At 69.4% G+C, this 15,658-nt stretch carries 12 protein-coding genes; 7 read left to right on the plus strand and 5 right to left on the minus strand.

Annotated features, from left to right (window positions below):
- Positions 1–268 precede the first annotated feature (268 nt).
- Positions 269–661, minus strand: coding sequence for an I78 family peptidase inhibitor (locus HLG70_RS05375; protein ID WP_171663594.1), 393 nt, complete (start codon positions 659–661; stop codon positions 269–271).
- 188 nt (positions 662–849) lie between these two features.
- On the opposite strand from HLG70_RS05375, the gene HLG70_RS05380 reads away from it, so the two are divergent.
- From HLG70_RS05380 to HLG70_RS05405, 6 genes are all read left to right on the plus strand, one after another.
- Positions 850–1,698: a MurR/RpiR family transcriptional regulator gene (locus HLG70_RS05380; protein ID WP_171663593.1), complete on the plus strand. Its 849-nt coding sequence runs from the start codon at positions 850–852 to the stop codon at positions 1,696–1,698.
- Between the two features lie 19 nt (positions 1,699–1,717).
- On the plus strand, positions 1,718–2,971 hold the full coding sequence (locus HLG70_RS05385) for a diaminopropionate ammonia-lyase (RefSeq protein WP_171663592.1): 1,254 nt from the start codon (positions 1,718–1,720) through the stop codon (positions 2,969–2,971).
- Positions 2,968–4,224: a M20 family metallo-hydrolase gene (locus tag HLG70_RS05390; RefSeq protein WP_171663591.1), complete on the plus strand. Its 1,257-nt coding sequence runs from the start codon at positions 2,968–2,970 to the stop codon at positions 4,222–4,224. Before HLG70_RS05385 ends, HLG70_RS05390 begins: the two co-directional genes overlap by 4 nt.
- Before the next feature lie 18 nt (positions 4,225–4,242).
- Positions 4,243–5,196: an N-carbamoyl-D-amino-acid hydrolase gene (locus tag HLG70_RS05395; protein WP_171663590.1), complete on the plus strand. Its 954-nt coding sequence runs from the start codon at positions 4,243–4,245 to the stop codon at positions 5,194–5,196.
- Between the two features lie 141 nt (positions 5,197–5,337).
- Positions 5,338–6,666 carry an MFS transporter gene (locus HLG70_RS05400; RefSeq protein WP_171663589.1) on the plus strand — a complete coding sequence of 443 codons (1,329 nt, stop codon included), beginning with the start codon at positions 5,338–5,340 and terminating at the stop codon, positions 6,664–6,666.
- A gap of 58 nt (positions 6,667–6,724) precedes the next feature.
- Positions 6,725–7,867: a YgeY family selenium metabolism-linked hydrolase gene (locus tag HLG70_RS05405; RefSeq protein WP_171663588.1), complete on the plus strand. Its 1,143-nt coding sequence runs from the start codon at positions 6,725–6,727 to the stop codon at positions 7,865–7,867.
- A 2-nt stretch (positions 7,868–7,869) separates the two neighbouring features.
- On the opposite strand, the gene HLG70_RS05410 is transcribed toward HLG70_RS05405, so the two are convergent.
- Positions 7,870–8,784: a LysR family transcriptional regulator gene (locus tag HLG70_RS05410; protein WP_171663587.1), complete on the minus strand. Its 915-nt coding sequence runs from the start codon at positions 8,782–8,784 to the stop codon at positions 7,870–7,872.
- A 112-nt stretch (positions 8,785–8,896) separates the two neighbouring features.
- Between HLG70_RS05410 and HLG70_RS29630 the strand changes: the two genes are divergently transcribed.
- Positions 8,897–10,192, plus strand: a complete 1,296-nt coding sequence (locus tag HLG70_RS29630; RefSeq protein WP_267970726.1) for an SGNH/GDSL hydrolase family protein — start codon at positions 8,897–8,899, stop codon at positions 10,190–10,192.
- A 7-nt stretch (positions 10,193–10,199) separates the two neighbouring features.
- Here HLG70_RS29630 and HLG70_RS05420 read toward each other — a convergent pair whose 3' ends face one another.
- From HLG70_RS05420 to imuA, 3 genes are read right to left on the minus strand one after another with little or no spacing between them, the layout of a single operon-like run.
- The gene (locus HLG70_RS05420) at positions 10,200–13,439 is read right to left on the minus strand and encodes an error-prone DNA polymerase (protein ID WP_171663586.1); all 3,240 of its coding nucleotides are present in this window, start codon (positions 13,437–13,439) and stop codon (positions 10,200–10,202) included.
- A 1-nt stretch (position 13,440) separates the two neighbouring features.
- Positions 13,441–14,910 carry a Y-family DNA polymerase gene (locus tag HLG70_RS05425; RefSeq protein ID WP_171663585.1) on the minus strand — a complete coding sequence of 490 codons (1,470 nt, stop codon included), beginning with the start codon at positions 14,908–14,910 and terminating at the stop codon, positions 13,441–13,443.
- The gene (gene imuA / locus HLG70_RS05430; protein WP_171663584.1) at positions 14,840–15,544 is read right to left on the minus strand and encodes a translesion DNA synthesis-associated protein ImuA; all 705 of its coding nucleotides are present in this window, start codon (positions 15,542–15,544) and stop codon (positions 14,840–14,842) included. Before imuA ends, HLG70_RS05425 begins: the two co-directional genes overlap by 71 nt.
- Positions 15,545–15,658 lie beyond the last annotated feature (114 nt).

Genomic DNA, 15,658 nt, shown 5'->3' on the forward strand with positions numbered 1-15,658 from the left:
GGCGCGGCGGCGCCCGATCATGCGGCGAGCGCAGCGGGCTGGCGATTTCATCGTTCGAGACCGGTCGCTTGAGATGGCGCCGTGCCGGGTCGGGCATGGGCGGGGGGGAAAGCGTCGTCGACCGGCTGTGTGGCGGGCGATCGGCATCGCGCCAGGAATACGCTTGCGAAGCGAGCGGGAAATTCGTGCACGGCGCGGCGCCTGCTCCCAGGCCGCGCGAAACTTGGGGGGCGGGCCGGTGGTGCCGGCCCGGAGGGGACTGCTGCCCTCAGCCGCAACGGATCGCGGTCATGACGTCCTTCTCGTCGACGATCAGGTTCAGGCGGGTGGCGTTGTATTCCATGGTGACCACCTGGCCCGGCCGCAGCATGCGGGCCGAGGAGCTGCCGCTGCGCGTGCGCAGGTCTTCCATGACGGAAGGCGTGGCTTTCTGGCCAAGCTGGGATTGCAGCGGGCCGGCGTCGCAGGTCTTGCCGCCGCCGGACATGGCCGACGGCGAACCATAGGAAGAACCCGCGGAAGAGCCGGATCCGTCGCTTGAGGACGATGACGCGCTCGAGGAGCTGGAGGCGGCCGGCGCGCTGGATGAACGCGGAGTTCCTGTATTGGCGCACGCGGTCAGGCTGGCGACCAGCAGGAAGGGGATCAGCTTGCGGATCATGTAGGGCTCCTTACAACAACGCGACAAAAAAGCCATGATAGACCAGCCGCGACGCGCTGTGACAGGCCGCTGATACGTACGCTGCGGGCACTGCACGGCGCCTGCGTTGCCAGTCCGAAATTTGCGTTGACACTGTAGTTTCATGAATATATATTTGTGGAACTATAGTTTCATAGAGGCTGGCCACCATGACATCAATGCTGCAGGAACGGATTCTTGCGCTGCAAGATTCCTTCACGGAAAGCGAGCAGCGGCTTGCCCACGTGACGCTCGAGTGCCTGGGCAATATCGCGGCCTATTCGGGCGCCGAGCTGGCGCAGAAGGCGGGCGTTTCCAAGGCCACGGCGGGGCGCTTTTTCCGGCGCCTGGGGTACGAGAATTTCAATGAGGTGCGGGCCCAGGCGCGCGACGAATCCGACCGCGGCTCGCCGCTATATGAAATGGCGGGCGTGCGTCCGCCGGACGCCACCGGCGACGCGCTTGCCGAACATCTGGCCACGGACCTGCAAAACCTGGTGCAGACCTTCGAACGGCTGGACAGCCGCGACATCGAGCGCGCGGTGGCGCTGCTTGCCGGCGCGCGCCGCATCTGCATCGCGGGCTTTCGCAACGGTCGGGTGCTGGCGCAATACGCCTGGGCGCTGCTGACGCAGCTGCGCGACGGCATCGCGCTGGTGCCGGGCGCGGGACTGAACCTGGCCGAGGACCTGGCCGACCTGGGGCCGGACGACGTGCTGCTGGTGATGGATTTCCGCCGCCGCGTCACCCTGCTCAAGCCCATCGTCGAACACGCCAACCGCGTGGGCGCCAAGGTGGTGGTGCTGACCGATCCCACCGCCACCGAACTGCCTGCGCGTTCGGACCTGGTGCTGCGCTGTGTCAACAGCGGCGCGGCGGTATTCGATTCCTACGTCGCCGCCACCAGCGTGATCAACCATCTGTGCTCGGCCCTGGCGCGCAAGCTCGGGCCCGCCGCGCGTGAACGCCTGCAGAACATCGAACGGCTGCATGAACATTACGGCGACTTGCATCGCTGAACTTCCACAGGAGACTGGCTTGAACCACCCGATTCCGAACATCCGGCTGCAATACGCGCCGAATCCCGCTTTCGAACCGGCCGCGCCTTATGGGCAGCGGCAGCTCGACGTGCTTGGCGGCCAGGCCTATGCGCTTGCCGAAGCGCAGATCCGCCGCTGGCCCGGCTATCAGCCCACGCCGCTGCGCGACCTGTCCGGTCTGGCGCGCGAGGCTGGCGTGGCGGCCATCCGCTACAAGGATGAAGGCGGCCGCTTCGGGCTGGGCAGCTTCAAGGCGCTGGGCGGGGCCTACGCGGTCAGCCGCCAGCTGCTGCGCGAGCTCGCGGCCCGGCTGGGGCGCGACGACCTGTCGGTCGACGATCTGTTGTCCGGCCGCTACCGGGAACTGACGCAAGCCATGACCGTGACCTGCGCGACCGACGGCAATCACGGCCGTTCGGTGGCCTGGGGTGCGCAACGCTTTGGCTGCCAGTGCGTGATCTATATCCATGCGACCGTCAGCGAAGGCCGCAAGCGGGCGATCGAGCAGTACGGCGCACAGGTGGTGCGCACCGCCGGCAACTACGACGATTCCGTCCGCCAGGCCGCCGAGGACGCGGCGCGGCTTGGACGCTATGTGGTGTCCGACACCTCCTATCCCGGCTACATGGAAGTGCCCAAGGACGTGATGCAGGGATACGCGGTGATGGCCGACGAGGCCTTGCGGCAACTGCGGGAAGGTGGCGACGCCGAACTGCCGACGCATGTGTTCCTGCAGGGTGGCGTGGGCGGCCTGGCGGCCGCGGTCTGCGCCCATTTCTGGGAGCAGCTGGGCGCGCGCCGTCCGCGCTTCATCGTGGTCGAGCCCGACAAGGCGGCCTGCCTGTACGAGAGCGCCCGCGCCGGCAAGCCGGTGGCGGTGCATGGCGATCTGGACACGGTGATGGCCGGCCTGGCCTGCGGCGAGGTGTCGCTGCTGGCCTGGGAGGTGCTGCACCCGGGAGCCCAGGCTTTTCTTACGGTCGATGACGAGGCCGCGCTGGAGACGGTGCGCCTGCTGGCCAGCGGCAAGTATGGCGACGCGCCCGTCGTCGCCGGCGAGTCGGCGGTGGCGGGGCTGACGGGCTGCCTGGCGGCGCTGGCCGAACCCGCGGTGCGCGATGCGCTGGGGTTGGACGCAAGCAGCCGTGTGCTGGTGTTCGGAAGCGAAGGCGCCACCGACCCGGAACTCTACCAGCGCATCGTCGGCAGGAGCGCCGCCGAAGTCGAGGCCCAGGCCGAGGCCGCGGCATGACTGGCGCCCCGCAGCAGGCCGGCCTTGCGGCCGTGCGCATCGACGGCGCCCGCTTGCTCGGGCGCATCGCGGACCTGGCGCAGGTCGGCGCGATCGACGGCGGCGGGGTGTGCCGCCTGGCGCTGACCGACGCCGACAGGCAAGGACGCGATCTGGTCGTGCAATGGATGCGCGAACTGGGGCTGGCCGTGACGATCGACGGCATCGGCAACGTGGTGGGCGTGCGCGCCGGCCGCGTGGCGGGTCCGCCGGTGATGACGGGCTCGCATATCGACACGGTGCGCACCGGCGGCCGCTATGACGGCAACCTGGGCGTGCTGGCCGGGCTGGAGGTGATCGCGGCGTTGAACGATGCCGGCGTGACGACGCAGCGGCCGGTCGCGGTGGCCTTCTTCACCAACGAGGAAGGCGCGCGCTTTGCGCCCGACATGATGGGCAGCCTGGTGTTCCAGGGCGACATGGCGCTGGCGGATGCGCTGGCCACGGTGGGCATAGACGGCACCACGGTGGGCGAGAACCTTGCCCGGATCGGTTACGCCGGCGCCGCCGCCACGGGCAACAACCAGGTGCATGCCTTTGTCGAACTGCATGTGGAGCAGGGGCCGGTGCTGGAGCACGAGGACTACACCATCGGCGCGGTGACGGGGGTGCAGGGCATCCACTGGATCGAGTTCACCGTGCGCGGCGTGTCCAACCACGCCGGCACCACGCCGATGGCGCTGCGCCACGATGCCGGCATCGTCGCGGCCCGCATTGCCTGCTTCGCCCGCGATCTCACGCGCGAACTGGGCGGCGGCCAGCTTGCGACGGTCGGGCAGGTCAACCTGTTTCCGAACCTGATCAACGTCATCCCCAACCGCGCGACCTTCACGCTGGACCTGCGCAACACGGATGGCGCCACGCTGCGGCAGGCGATCGAGCGCTGCATGGCGTACGCGGCGCAGGCCGCGGCGGAGGAGGGCGTGGACCTGGCGCACCGGGTGCTGGCGGACTTCGCGCCGGTGGCTTTCGACGAGGCCATCGTCGGCCGGGTCGAGGCGATCGCGCGGCGCCGGGGGCATCGCGTGCGCAGGCTGCCCAGCGGCGCCGGCCACGATGCCCAGATGCTGGCGCGCATGTGCCCGACGGGCATGGTCTTCGTGCCCAGCGTGGGCGGCCTGTCGCACAACGTCGCGGAATTCACGCATGACCACGATATCGAGGCGGGCGCCGGCGTGCTGCTGGAACTGATGCTCGAACTCGCAGAACAATGAAACCGTAGGAGACTGAACATGTCACGCATCATCAATGTCGCGGCCGCGCAGCTTGGGCCCATCCAGCGCAGCGATACGCGCCGGGACGTCGTCGAGCGCTTGCTCGCGCACCTGCGCCAGGCCCACGCCATGGGTTGCCAGCTGGTGGTATTTCCAGAGCTGGCGCTGACGACCTTCTTTCCGCGCTGGTATATGGAAGACCCCGCCGAGATCGACGCCTTCTACGAAAGCGAGATGCCCGGCCCGCAGACCCGGGTGCTGTTCGAGACGGCCCGCAAGCTGGGCATCGGCTTTTACCTGGGCTACGCGGAGCTGGCGGTCGAGCAAGGCGTCAAGCGCCGCTTCAATACGTCGATCCTGGTGGGCCAGGACGGCGCGATCATCGGCAAGTACCGCAAGGTGCATCTTCCCGGCCATGCCGGCAACGAGCCCTGGCGCGCGTTCCAGCATCTGGAGAAGCACTATTTCGAGCCGGGCGAGTCGTTCGATGTCTGGCGCGGCTTTGGCGGCGTGATGGGCATGGCGCTGTGCAATGACCGCCGCTGGTCGGAGACCTATCGCGTGATGGGCCTGCAGGGGGCGGAAATGATCCTGCTCGGCTACAACACGCCGGTGCACAACCCGCCCGCGCCCGAGCATGACGACCTGTCCATGTTCCACAACCATCTGGTGATGCAGGCGGGCGCCTATCAGAACGGTACCTGGGTGGTGGGCGTGGCCAAGGCCGGCAAGGAAGAGGGCTGCGAGATGATCGGTGGCAGCTGCATCATCGCGCCGTCGGGCGAGATCGTGGCCGCGTGCTCGACCAAGGGCGATGAACTGGCGATCGCGCGCTGCGACCTGGACCTTTGCCTGTCCTACAAGAACACCACGTTCAATTTCGAACGGCACCGGCGTCCCGAAGCCTACGGGTTGATCACGCAACGCAGAGGTGCGATAGAACCTGCGCCGGAGGCGGCGATCACCGCCTAGCCGGCGCGGCCAGCGCGGGCGGCCGAGAGGCCGTCCATACAACCGGTCCGTACGTTCCCTTCCCATAAAAACAGCATGCGAGCGCCCAGAGCGCTTGCAGGGGAGCGTTCGGCCTAGAAAAACAGACCCCAAGGTGAAAATATGGATCAGTCAGTCGAGAGCATTGCGGCTTCCCCGGTTGCCGCGGACAAGGACCCCCTGGCGCGGGACGATGCGCTGTACCGGAAGGTGGCGTGGCGCCTGCTGCCATTTCTGATGGTGTGCTACATCGCGGCGTTCCTGGACCGCGTGAACGTCGGCTTCGCCAAGCTGCAGATGCTGGACGACCTGAAGTTCAGCGAAACGATCTACGGCCTGGGCGCGGGCATCTTCTTTATCGGCTACTTCCTGTTCGAAGTGCCAAGCAACGTGCTGATGCACCGCATCGGCGCGAAGAAGACGCTGGCGCGCATCATGATTCTGTGGGGCCTGATCTCGGCCGCCATGGCGCTGACGCAGACGCCGACCCAGTTCTACATCCTGCGCTTCCTGCTGGGCGCGGCCGAGGCCGGCTTCTATCCCGGCATCATCCTTTACCTGACGTATTGGTTTCCGTCGAACCGGCGCGGCCAGATCGTGGCCGTGTTCATGACGGCGGTGCCGTTCGCCGGCATCCTGGGTGGACCGCTGTCGGGCTGGGTGATGGAGGCGTTCCACGATCACCATGGCCTGGCCGGCTGGCAATGGATGTTCATCATCGAGGCGATCCCCTCGGTGCTGCTGGGCCTGGCGGTCTTCTGGTACCTGGACGACCGCATCGACGACGCGCGCTGGCTGTCGCCGGCGGAGAAGTCGCGGCTGGACCAGAACCTGCTGCGCGAGAAAACCGCCAAGACCGAGCACGTGTCGATGCTGACGCTGTTGAAGGACCGGCGCGTCGTGCACATGGCGCTGATCTGCTATTGCACGGTGTCCAGCCTGTCCGGGCTGGCGTTCTGGCTGCCGTCGGTGATCCGTTCCACCGGTGTCGAGTCGCTGCTGCACATCGGCTTGCTGACGGCCGTGCCGAACGTGTGCGCGGTGATTTCGATGGTGCTGGTGTGCCGCCACTCGGACGCGACCCGCGAGCGCCGCTGGCACATGATCGTGCCGTTCCTGGTGGGCGGGACGGGCCTGGCGCTGAGCACCCTGTTCAGCCATAACCCGGTGCTGGCCGTGGCCATGCTGTCGGTGGCGGCCGCCGGCTGCATGGTGTGTTCGCCCTTGTTCTGGAGCCTGCCGACCGCCTTCCTGGAAGGCAAGAGCGCCGCGGCGGGCATCGCCGGCATCAACTCGTTCGCCGGCCTGGCGGCCTTCGTCAGTCCGTACGCGATCGGCTGGATCAAGGATCTGACCGGTTCGACCAACTGGGGCATGTACTTCCTGGCCAGCTTTGCGCTGATCGGCGCGGTGCTGGTCTACCGCGTGCCGAAGGAACTGGTTAACCGGTAGGCGCGGAGTCTCTTCTTGGCGGGCGCTGGCCGCCCGCCGCTTTCTGATAGGAATGATGATGACATTGGACGTAGTGGCGTTGACGCAGGCGATGGTGCGCATCCCCAGCCTTTCCGGCAAGGAAGGCGAGATGGCGGCATTGATGGCCGCAACCATGCGCGAGGCCGGCTTCGAGTCGGTCACGACCGACCGCAACGGTTCGGTGCTGGGCCTGATCGGTCCGGCGGACGCGGAAGTGGCGCTGCTGTTCGACGGGCACATGGACGTGGTCCCGGTGACGGGCGATTGGCGCTTCGATCCGTTCGGCGCCGAGATCCGCGATGGCCGTCTGTACGGGCGCGGCAGCACCGACATGAAAGGCGGCATCGCGGCGGCGATCTGCGGTGTCGCGGCGGCGGCGCGGGAAGGCTTGAAGCGGCGCGTGGCCGTGTCGGCCAGCGTGCTGGAAGAGATCATCGAAGGCCATGCGCTGGCGTCGGTGCTGGACGTCTGCGCGCCGCGGGCGGTGGTCATCTGCGAACCGTCGAAGCTGCAGATCAAGGCCGGGCAGAAGGGCCGGGTGGAACTGCTGCTGACCTTTCATGGCAAGCCGGCGCATGCCGCGACGCCGCATATCGGCGTCAATCCGCTGCATGCGGCCGCCAGGGCGCTGACGGCGCTGGAAAGCCTGCCGCTGCCGTACGACGATGTGCTGGGGCAGGCGCTGCTGGTGCCGACCGACATCGTGTCGCACCCGTATCCGTCGATCTCCATGATTCCGCTCACCACGACCATACGCTTCGACCGGCGCACGGTGTCGGGTGAAAGCCTGGCGGACGTGCTGGCGCAGATCCGCGCGCATCTGGCCAGCCATGGACTGTCCGGTTTCACCCTGGAAGTGAGCGAGGACCGGGTGGCAACCTATACCGGCCAGCACGCCACGCCGCCGCGCTGGCTGCCGGGGTGGCGCTGCGACCCGGACGCCGCGCTGCTGCGGGCCGCGCGCGTGGCCGTGGACGAGAGCGGCAGGGAGCCGGTCGTCGGCAGCTGGGCGTTCTGCACCAACGGGTCTGAATCGGCCGGCCGGCGCGGCATCCCGACGATAGGCCTGGGGCCGGGCAACGAAGAGGACGCGCACACCATCGACGAGTCCATCGCACTCGACCAGCTGGAAGGCGCCCGCGATATCTATCGCAACCTGGTGCGCGTCATGTGCGCCTGAGCTCAGGCGGCGGGGGGCGCCTGCATGCCCGGCAGCTTCCCCAGCCGTTCGGCCAGGAACTGGATCAGCAGCCGCGCCCGCAGGGACTGATAGCGGCGCGAGGGATAGATCAGGAATGCTTCCTGTGGCGATGCGCTCCAGGCGGGCAGGACGCGCAGCAGTTCGCCGCTGGCCAGCAGGTCCTGCACCAGCCAGGCCGGGCACAGGCCGATGCCGGCGCCCATGGCCAGCGCTTCGCGGATGGCCAGGGCATTGTTGACGCGCAAGCGCCCCTGGGTCTGGACGGTGGCGCGCGTGGCGCCGCGCTGCAGCTCCAGGGTGTCGCCCGTGGCCAGCCAGGCGAAACGGACGTACTCGTGCGCGGCCAGGTCGTCCGGCGTCCGGGGCTTGCCGCGCGCGGCCAGGTAGGCGGGGGCGGCCACCAGGCAGCGCGGCGAGGTGGCCGCCTTGCGCGCGATGGCGTTGGGCGGCAGGTCGCCGCCCAGCCGCAGCGCCACGTCCACGCCTTCTTCCACCAGGTCCACAAACCGGTCGTTCAGGATCAGTTCGACCTGGATGTCGGGATAGGCCTCCAGGAATTGCAGGATCAGCGCGTTCAGCCGGAACTGGCCCAGCGCGACCGGCGCATTGAGGCGCAGGAAGCCCGCGGGCGTTTCGGTCTGGCCCCGGGCATCGGCCACCGCCTCTGAATATTCTTCCAGCACCCGCGTGGCGCGCTCATAGAAGCGCTTGCCTTGCTCGGTGGGTACGACGCGGGTGGTGCTGCGTTCCAGCAGGCGCACGCTCATGTCTCTTTCCAGCGCCGCCACGATCTTGCTGAGCGCGGGCTGGCTCAGGCCCTGTTCCCGCGCGGCGGCGGACAGGGTGCCCAATTCCACGGCGCGGACAAAGGCGCGCATGGCGCGCAAGGTATCCATGATCGTCATTCCTTTTTGGAAGAAGCGATATGCATTTTACGTGGCTACCGGTGTATTCAGGAAGAACCTATCGTGACGTCACCCACTTCGGTTTTCTCTGTAAAGGAACGTCATGCATCCCCGCACCCCCCTGCGTTTTCTGAATGCGCTTGCCATCCTGGCCGGCGGCCTGTCCATGCCGGTTGCGCCGGCGGCTGCGGCCGAGGCGCCCGCCCGGGTCACCCCGGTCCCAGCGCCCGCGACCGCCTGGACCAGCTCCTGGTTCGCCAGCCCACAGCCCTTGTGGGACGCCTCCTTCGTCCTGCCCACGGGGATGCCCGCCGAACTGCGCGACCAGACCCTGCGGGAGACGCTCAGGATCAGCCTGGGCGGCCGGCGGCTGCGAGTGGTGCTGTCCAACCGCTATGGCGCGCAGCCGCTGGTGATCGGCGCGGCCCATGTGGCGCTGGCCGGGGAGGGAGCGGCGATGCGCGGACCCTCGGGCCGCGCCTTGAGCTTTGGCGGCCAGCCCGGCGTGACGGTGGCGCCGGGCGCGCAAGTGGTCAGCGATCCCGTGGACCTGCCCGTGGCGGCCTTGAGCGAGCTGGCCGTCAGCACCTATTTTCCGCAGGCCACGCCGGTGGCGACCTTTCATTGGGGCGCGCAGCAAACCGGCGCGCTGGCGCAGGGCAATGCCAGCGCCGAGCCGGACCTGCCCGGCGCGCGGCCGCTGGCTGGCCGGGCCTTCCTGGCGGGGATCTGGGTGGAGGGGCCGCCGGATGCGCCGGTGGTGGTGGCGTTCGGAGACTCGCTGACCGACGGCAATGGATCGACCCCGGGCGCGAACCGCCGCTGGCCGGACTTCCTGGCGCGCCGCCTGGCGCCGCTGGGCGTGGGCGTGGTGAACGCGGGGATTTCGGGCGCCCGGGTCTGGGGCGACAAGATGGGCCAGAACGCCATGGCGCGCTTCGAGGCGGACGTGCTGTCCCAGCCCGGCGTGCGCACGGTGGTGATGATGATGGGCATCAACGACATAGGCTGGCCGGGCAGCGCCTTCGCGCCGGACGAGGCGCCCATGACGGCGGCCCGGCTGATCGAAGGCTACCGGCAACTGGCGGACGCCGCCCATGCGCGCAACGTGCGCATCGTGGGGGGCACGATCGCGCCGTACGAAGGCTCCCTGCATGGAACGGTCCTGGCCGATCACTACAGTCCGGCCAAGGACGCGGTGCGGCTTGAGGTGAACCGGTGGATCCGGGAGGGCGGCGTGTTCGACGCCGTGGTGGATTTCGAGGCGGTGCTGCGCGATCCGTCCCATCCGGCCCGCCTGCTGCCGGCCTATGATTCGGGCGACCATCTGCATCCGGGCGACGCCGGTTACCAGGCGATGGCGCAGGCGCTGGATATGGCGACGCTCTTCGGGCGCTGAGCCCGCGTCAATGGAAATTGCGGCTTTGCGTGGCCAGTCCGCCCAGCAGGTCGGACATGTCCACCAGCCGCTGCGCGATCAGATGGCGCACGCCGTCCACGCTCTGCCAGGCCCCGAACACGCCCAGCAGGCTGGAGCCCAGGAGTTCGCGGCGCTGGCGTTCGATCAGTTCGGGGCGCACCACCACGTTGACGGGGCCGGTCTCGTCTTCGAGCGTCACGAAGATCACGCCCTTGGAAGTTTGCGGACGCTGGCGCACGGTGACGATGCCGCAGGCGCGCGCCACGCGCTTGTTGGGGTAGCCGTTCAGCACCGAGGCGGGCTGGAAATTGCGGGCGGCCAGTTGCGGACGCAGCAGCGCCACGGGATGGCTGTGCAGGGTCAGGCCCACGCTGCGGTAATCCGCGGCCACGTTCTGGCTTTCCGAGGGGGCGGACAACTGTGGCGCCTGGGCGTCCACGATCTCGGCGTCGCGCAGCAGGTCGCGGCTGTGCACGCTGGCGGCGGCTTCCCAGCTGGCCTGGCGCCGGTGGCCGGCCAGGGTGCGCAGGGCATCGCCGGCGGCCAGGGAATTCAGGTCATGGCGGTTGAGTGCGGCACGCCGGGCCAGGTCGCCGGTGTCGGCGAAGGCGGCCTGGGCGCGCGCGTCCTCGATGCGCCGGGCGGCGTCCTCGCGCACTCCCTGGACCAGGCTTAAGCCCAGCCGGACGGCGGGACGCGGGGCCTCTGGGCCTGGCGCGTGGACGTGCGCGTGGCGCCGGGCGCCGGGGTGATCGTCGGGCAGGGTTTCCAGCGCGGAGTCCCAGCCGCTGATGGTCACGTCCGCGGGCAGCACGCAGACCCCGTGGCGGCGGGCATCCTGCACCAGTTGCGCGGGCGCATAGAAACCCATGGGCTGGGAATTGAGCAGGGCGGCCAGAAAGGCTTCCGGCTCATGGCGCTTCAGCCAGGAGCTGGAATATGCCAGCAGGGCGAAGCTGGCGGCATGGCTTTCCGGGAAGCCGTATTCGCCAAAGCCCTCGATCTGGCGGAACAGGGCTTCGGCAAAATCCAGGGTATAGCCATGCGCCAGCAGTCCGCCCACCAGCTTGATGCGGAACTTGTCCACGCCGCCCTTGCGCTTCCAGGCGGCCATGGACCGGCGCAGCTGGTCGGCTTCGCCGGGCGAGAAGCCCGCGGCCACCACGGCGATCTGCATGACCTGTTCCTGGAAGATGGGCACGCCCATGGTCCGGCAGAGCACGCCACGCACCTTTTCGCTGGGATAGGTTTCTTTTTCCTTGCCCTGGCGGCGGCGCAGGTAGGGATGGACCATGCCGCCCTGGATCGGGCCGGGCCGCACGATGGCGACCTGCACCACCAGGTCGTAGTACTCGCGCGGCCGCAGGCGCGGCAGCATCGTCATCTGCGCGCGCGATTCGATCTGGAACACGCCCACGGTGTCGGCGTCGCAGATCATGTCGTAGGTGGGGGCATCGCCCTCGGGGATGTCCTGCAGCGTCAGCGCGTGGCCGCGGCGCTGACCGGCCAGTTCAAGCGTGCGGCGCAAGGCCGACAGCATGCCCAGCGCCAGCACGTCCACCTTCAGCAATTTCAGGGCGTCCAGGTCGTCCTTGTCCCATTGCACGACGCTGCGGTCTTCCATGGCGGCGTTTTCGATGGGCACCAGGCGCGAGAGCTTGCCGCGCGAGATCACGAAACCGCCCGGGTGCTGCGACAGGTGGCGCGGAAAGCCCATCATGGTCTGCGCCAGCGACGCCCACTGGCGCGCCACCTGGGATTCCGGGTCCAGGCCGCAGGCGCCCAGGGTGCGCAGCATTTCCTTCTTGCCGTCCCACCATTGATGGGCGCGGGCCACGGCGTCGATGACGCCCGGGTCCACGCCGAGCGCGCGGCCGGTATCGCGCAGCACGCTGCGCGGGCGGTACGAGATGACCACGGCGGTCAGGGCGGCGCGTTGCCGGCCGTACTTGCGGTAGATGTACTGGATGACTTCTTCGCGGCGCTGGTGCTCGAAGTCCACGTCGATATCGGGAGGCTCGTTGCGCTCCTTGCTGATGAAGCGTTCGAACAGGTTGTTGCCGCGCACCGGATCCACCGCGGTGACGCCCAGGCAATAGCACACGGCGGAGTTGGCGGCCGAGCCGCGGCCCTGGCACAGGATGCCGGCGTTGCGAGCGAACAGCACGATGTCGTAGACGGTCAGGAAATAGGCTTCGTAGCGCAGGTCGGCGATCAGCTCCAGTTCCTTTTCGATCTGCGCGGCCACGCTGTCCGGAACGCCGGCGGGAAAGCGCCGGGCGGCTCCGGCCAGGGTTTCCTGGCGCAGATAGGTGGCCGGGGTGTGGCCGCGCGGCACGATCTCGTCGGGATATTCGTAATGCAGTTCGTCCAGCGAAAACGCGCAGCGGCGCGCCACCACCAGCGTCTGCGCCAGCGCCTCGGGCGGATACAGGCTGGCCAGCCGCATGCGGCTGCGCAAGTGCTGCTCGGCATTGCCGGAGAGTTCGTAGCCGCATTGCGACACCGGCCGGCGGGTGCGGATGCCGGTCAGCGTGTCGTGCAGCGGCTTGCGCGACCGGACATGCATCTGGACCTGGCCTACCGCCACCACGGGCAGTTCGGACTGGTTCGCCGCATGCTCGACCGCGGCGCGGTGCAGGTCGTCGCGCGACTGGTACAGCAGGGTCAGCCCCACCCAGGCGCGGTGGGGAAAGACGCGCGCCAGCCAGCGCGCCTGGTCGGCCATGCGGTCGGCGTCGGTGCCGTAGGCGGGGGTCAGGATGGCCAGGCATTCGGGCAGGTGGCGCAGATGCGCGTAGCCGTCGGGCGGGTCGGTGAGGTCTTCGGGGGCCAGCCGGTATTCGCCCTTGGGCGCGCGGGTGCGCGCCAGGGTGATCAGTTCGGACAGGTTTCCGTAGCCTTCGCGGGTCTGCGCCAGCAGGGTCAGGCCCAGCGGCGCGGCATCGGGCGCGGCGCGCAGCTGGAAGGTGGCGCCGATGAGCAGCGGCAGCTTCTGGGCCTTGGCTTCCGTGTGGGCGCGCACCACGCCCGCCAGCGAGCATTCGTCGGTCAGGGCCAGGGCGGCGTAGCCCAGTTCGGCGGCGCGCGCGGCCAGTTCCTCGGGGTGCGAGGCACCTTGCAGGAATGAAAAATTGGACTGGCATTGCAGTTCGGCGTAGCCGGGCAAGCGGGCCAGGGCGTCTGCCGGGTCCAGCGGGCCGGGGGCGTCGTCGTCCATGCGCATGTCAGGCGTACAGCCCGTGCAGGAACCAGCGCGCGTGCTCGGCATCGCGCTCGCGGTAGATCCAGTAGCGCGCGCTGGCCGCGTCTTCGGCGACGAAGTAATCGCGCACGGTCAGGGCCGGATCCCACCAGCCGCTTTCGATGCGTTCGGGACCGCGCGTCAGCCTCAGGGCCTGGCCGCCGTACTGGGGCCGGTGGCCCGACAGCTTCAAGGGCAGCGGCGTTTCCAGCAGCCAGAACGGGCGGTCGAGCAGGGTGGGCAGCGGCTCGGGGCGCTGGGGCGCGGCCAGCGCGTCGCCCCAGGAGTTGGCGGCCTCGGGGCGGTGGTCGGCGGTGGGCTGGGCGTGGCGCACCTGGTCGCGGCCCAGCCGCGCCACCAGCAGGTCCAGCAGCCGGGCGTGGTCGGCGGCGGTGCCGCCGGGTTCGGGAAACAGGGTGGTGCTGGCGACAGGCTGCTCCACCGTGTCGGGCGCCAGCAGCGCCACGGCGATGACCGGGGCTTCCAGCGTGAAGTGATTCAGCTTTTCGCGCAGCAGGTGCAGGAGCTGCGGCGCCTGCCAGACCGGTTGGGCCAGGGCCAGTTCCAGTTCGGTGGGCGGCCGGGCGTGGCGGCCGCGCTCGTGCTCCATGCTGAGCACCACGCGGCGCACCGCCAGTTGGCGGGCGGTCAGCCAGCCGCCCAGCTGCTCGGCCAGCCGGCGCGCCACGGCCAGCACCGCGTCGGTGTGCTCCACATAGTCCATCAGTTCGATGCGCCGCGAGAACTGATGGGGCGGTTCGATCCAGCGGTAGAGCTCGGGCGCCTGGCCATAGGCGGCGTCCAGGGCTTGCAGCAGTTCGGGCGTGCTGCGCCGCTGCAGGCCCGCGCGCGGCAGGGCGCGCAGGTGCGCCAGGGTGTGGCAGCCGATGTCGTCCAGCCAGTCCCGCCGGGCCTGGGCCTGGGGCAGCAGCGCCAGGGGCAGGGCATCCAGCCGGCGCGTCAGGGTGGGGAGCGTCAGGGTGCGCCGGGGCGCGCGCCGGCCCGGGCGGCGCGCCAGCAGCCAGGCGCCGGTCGCGGTGGGCGCCATGCCCAGCGTGACGCGCAGGTCCAGCGCGCGCAGCGTGGCGGCCACCCGCTGGCTCAATGCCCGCGGGCCGCGAAAGAACATCAGGCTGGCGCCCACGTTCAGGAGAACGGTGTCGTCGCCCGCCAGGGCGATTTCGGGCGTGTATTGCAGCAAGGCCAGCGCCGCCCCTTGCAGGGCTTCGGCTTCGGCCAGGGCATTGCGGGGCAGCAGTTCGACCTGGGGGGCGATGGCCGCCGCGCCGGCGCGGCGCATGCCCGGCGCGACGCCGGCCTGGCGGGCGGCGGGAGTGAGGGCGGCGACGCGTTCCTGGTCCAGAACGGCGAACGCCTCCCTCTCATGCGGCCAGTGCGGGCGTAGGGCGTCCAGCGGCAGGCAGCGCAGGAAGGCGGCGATCCAGAGGCGCATGGCGGGGGGAAGAAGGCGTAAGGGCGCCGGGCTCCAGGCCCACGTACAGCGGCGTGTCGCAGACAGGCCCCCGGCGCTTGAGTATGTGTACGGACAAGCCGCCCGGCGCGGGCGCAAGCGCCAGCCGCAAGGCGGCGGGGGTGGCGTTCTGCGCGGCGCGCGACGGGCGCACGGCGATGAACAGCAGGTCGCTGGCCTGGGCCGCCAGATGCAGGCGGCGCAGGGATTCGGGACGCACATGGGGCAGCCAGCAGATCAGCGCGCCGCAGCTGCCGTTCTTCAGGATCTGCTCGGTGGCCCAGAGCGCGTCGACGGGTTTTTCGGGCGCCACCCAGAGCAGCTGCCGGGGATCCAGCCGCCAGCTCATCCAGCTGGCGATGTGCGGAACGTGCGGAGGCTGCACCAGGGCAATGGGGCGGCGTGTTTCCAGTTGGGCCAGCGCCGGGCGCAGCAGGCGGATTTCCCCGATGCCGGGATGCGGGGTCAGCAGTTCGATCAGCGAACCCAGCGGCCAGCCGCCGTCGGGCAGCTCGGCCGACAGCGCCGCATGCCCGGTGGGCAGGGTGCGGGCGACGCCTTTGGCAAGCTGGGTGGCGCGCCACAGCGCGGGATGGATACGTTCGGGGGACTGCATGGCGGGGACGCCCGGGGTTCAATTAGCTGTATGGATGTACAGTATTGTACCGGGCTTTTATCCCGCCGGACGTATCGAAAAGTGCCCGGCCGCGCATCTGGGCGAGGCGTGGCG

Origin of the sequence: Achromobacter deleyi (genome assembly GCF_013116765.2) — a bacterium.
Taxonomy (GTDB): Bacteria; Pseudomonadota; Gammaproteobacteria; order Burkholderiales; family Burkholderiaceae_B; genus Achromobacter; species Achromobacter deleyi_A.

Bases quoted from the DNA above. Each gene is read 5' to 3' on its own strand.
- HLG70_RS29630 (WP_267970726.1), top strand. From the start codon at position 8,897: ATGCATCCCCGCACCCCCCTGCGTTTTCTGAATGCGCTTGCCATCCTG.
- HLG70_RS05405 (WP_171663588.1), top strand. From the start codon at position 6,725: ATGACATTGGACGTAGTGGCGTTGACGCAGGCGATGGTGCGCATCCCC.
- HLG70_RS05400 (WP_171663589.1), top strand. From the start codon at position 5,338: ATGGATCAGTCAGTCGAGAGCATTGCGGCTTCCCCGGTTGCCGCGGAC.
- HLG70_RS05380 (WP_171663593.1), top strand. From the start codon at position 850: ATGACATCAATGCTGCAGGAACGGATTCTTGCGCTGCAAGATTCCTTC.
- HLG70_RS05395 (WP_171663590.1), top strand. From the start codon at position 4,243: ATGTCACGCATCATCAATGTCGCGGCCGCGCAGCTTGGGCCCATCCAG.
- HLG70_RS05425 (WP_171663585.1), bottom strand. From the start codon at position 14,910: ATGCGCCTCTGGATCGCCGCCTTCCTGCGCTGCCTGCCGCTGGACGCC.
- imuA (WP_171663584.1), bottom strand. From the start codon at position 15,544: ATGCAGTCCCCCGAACGTATCCATCCCGCGCTGTGGCGCGCCACCCAG.
- HLG70_RS05420 (WP_171663586.1), bottom strand. From the start codon at position 13,439: ATGCGCATGGACGACGACGCCCCCGGCCCGCTGGACCCGGCAGACGCC.
- HLG70_RS05375 (WP_171663594.1), bottom strand. From the start codon at position 661: ATGATCCGCAAGCTGATCCCCTTCCTGCTGGTCGCCAGCCTGACCGCG.
- HLG70_RS05410 (WP_171663587.1), bottom strand. From the start codon at position 8,784: ATGGATACCTTGCGCGCCATGCGCGCCTTTGTCCGCGCCGTGGAATTG.
- HLG70_RS05390 (WP_171663591.1), top strand. From the start codon at position 2,968: ATGACTGGCGCCCCGCAGCAGGCCGGCCTTGCGGCCGTGCGCATCGAC.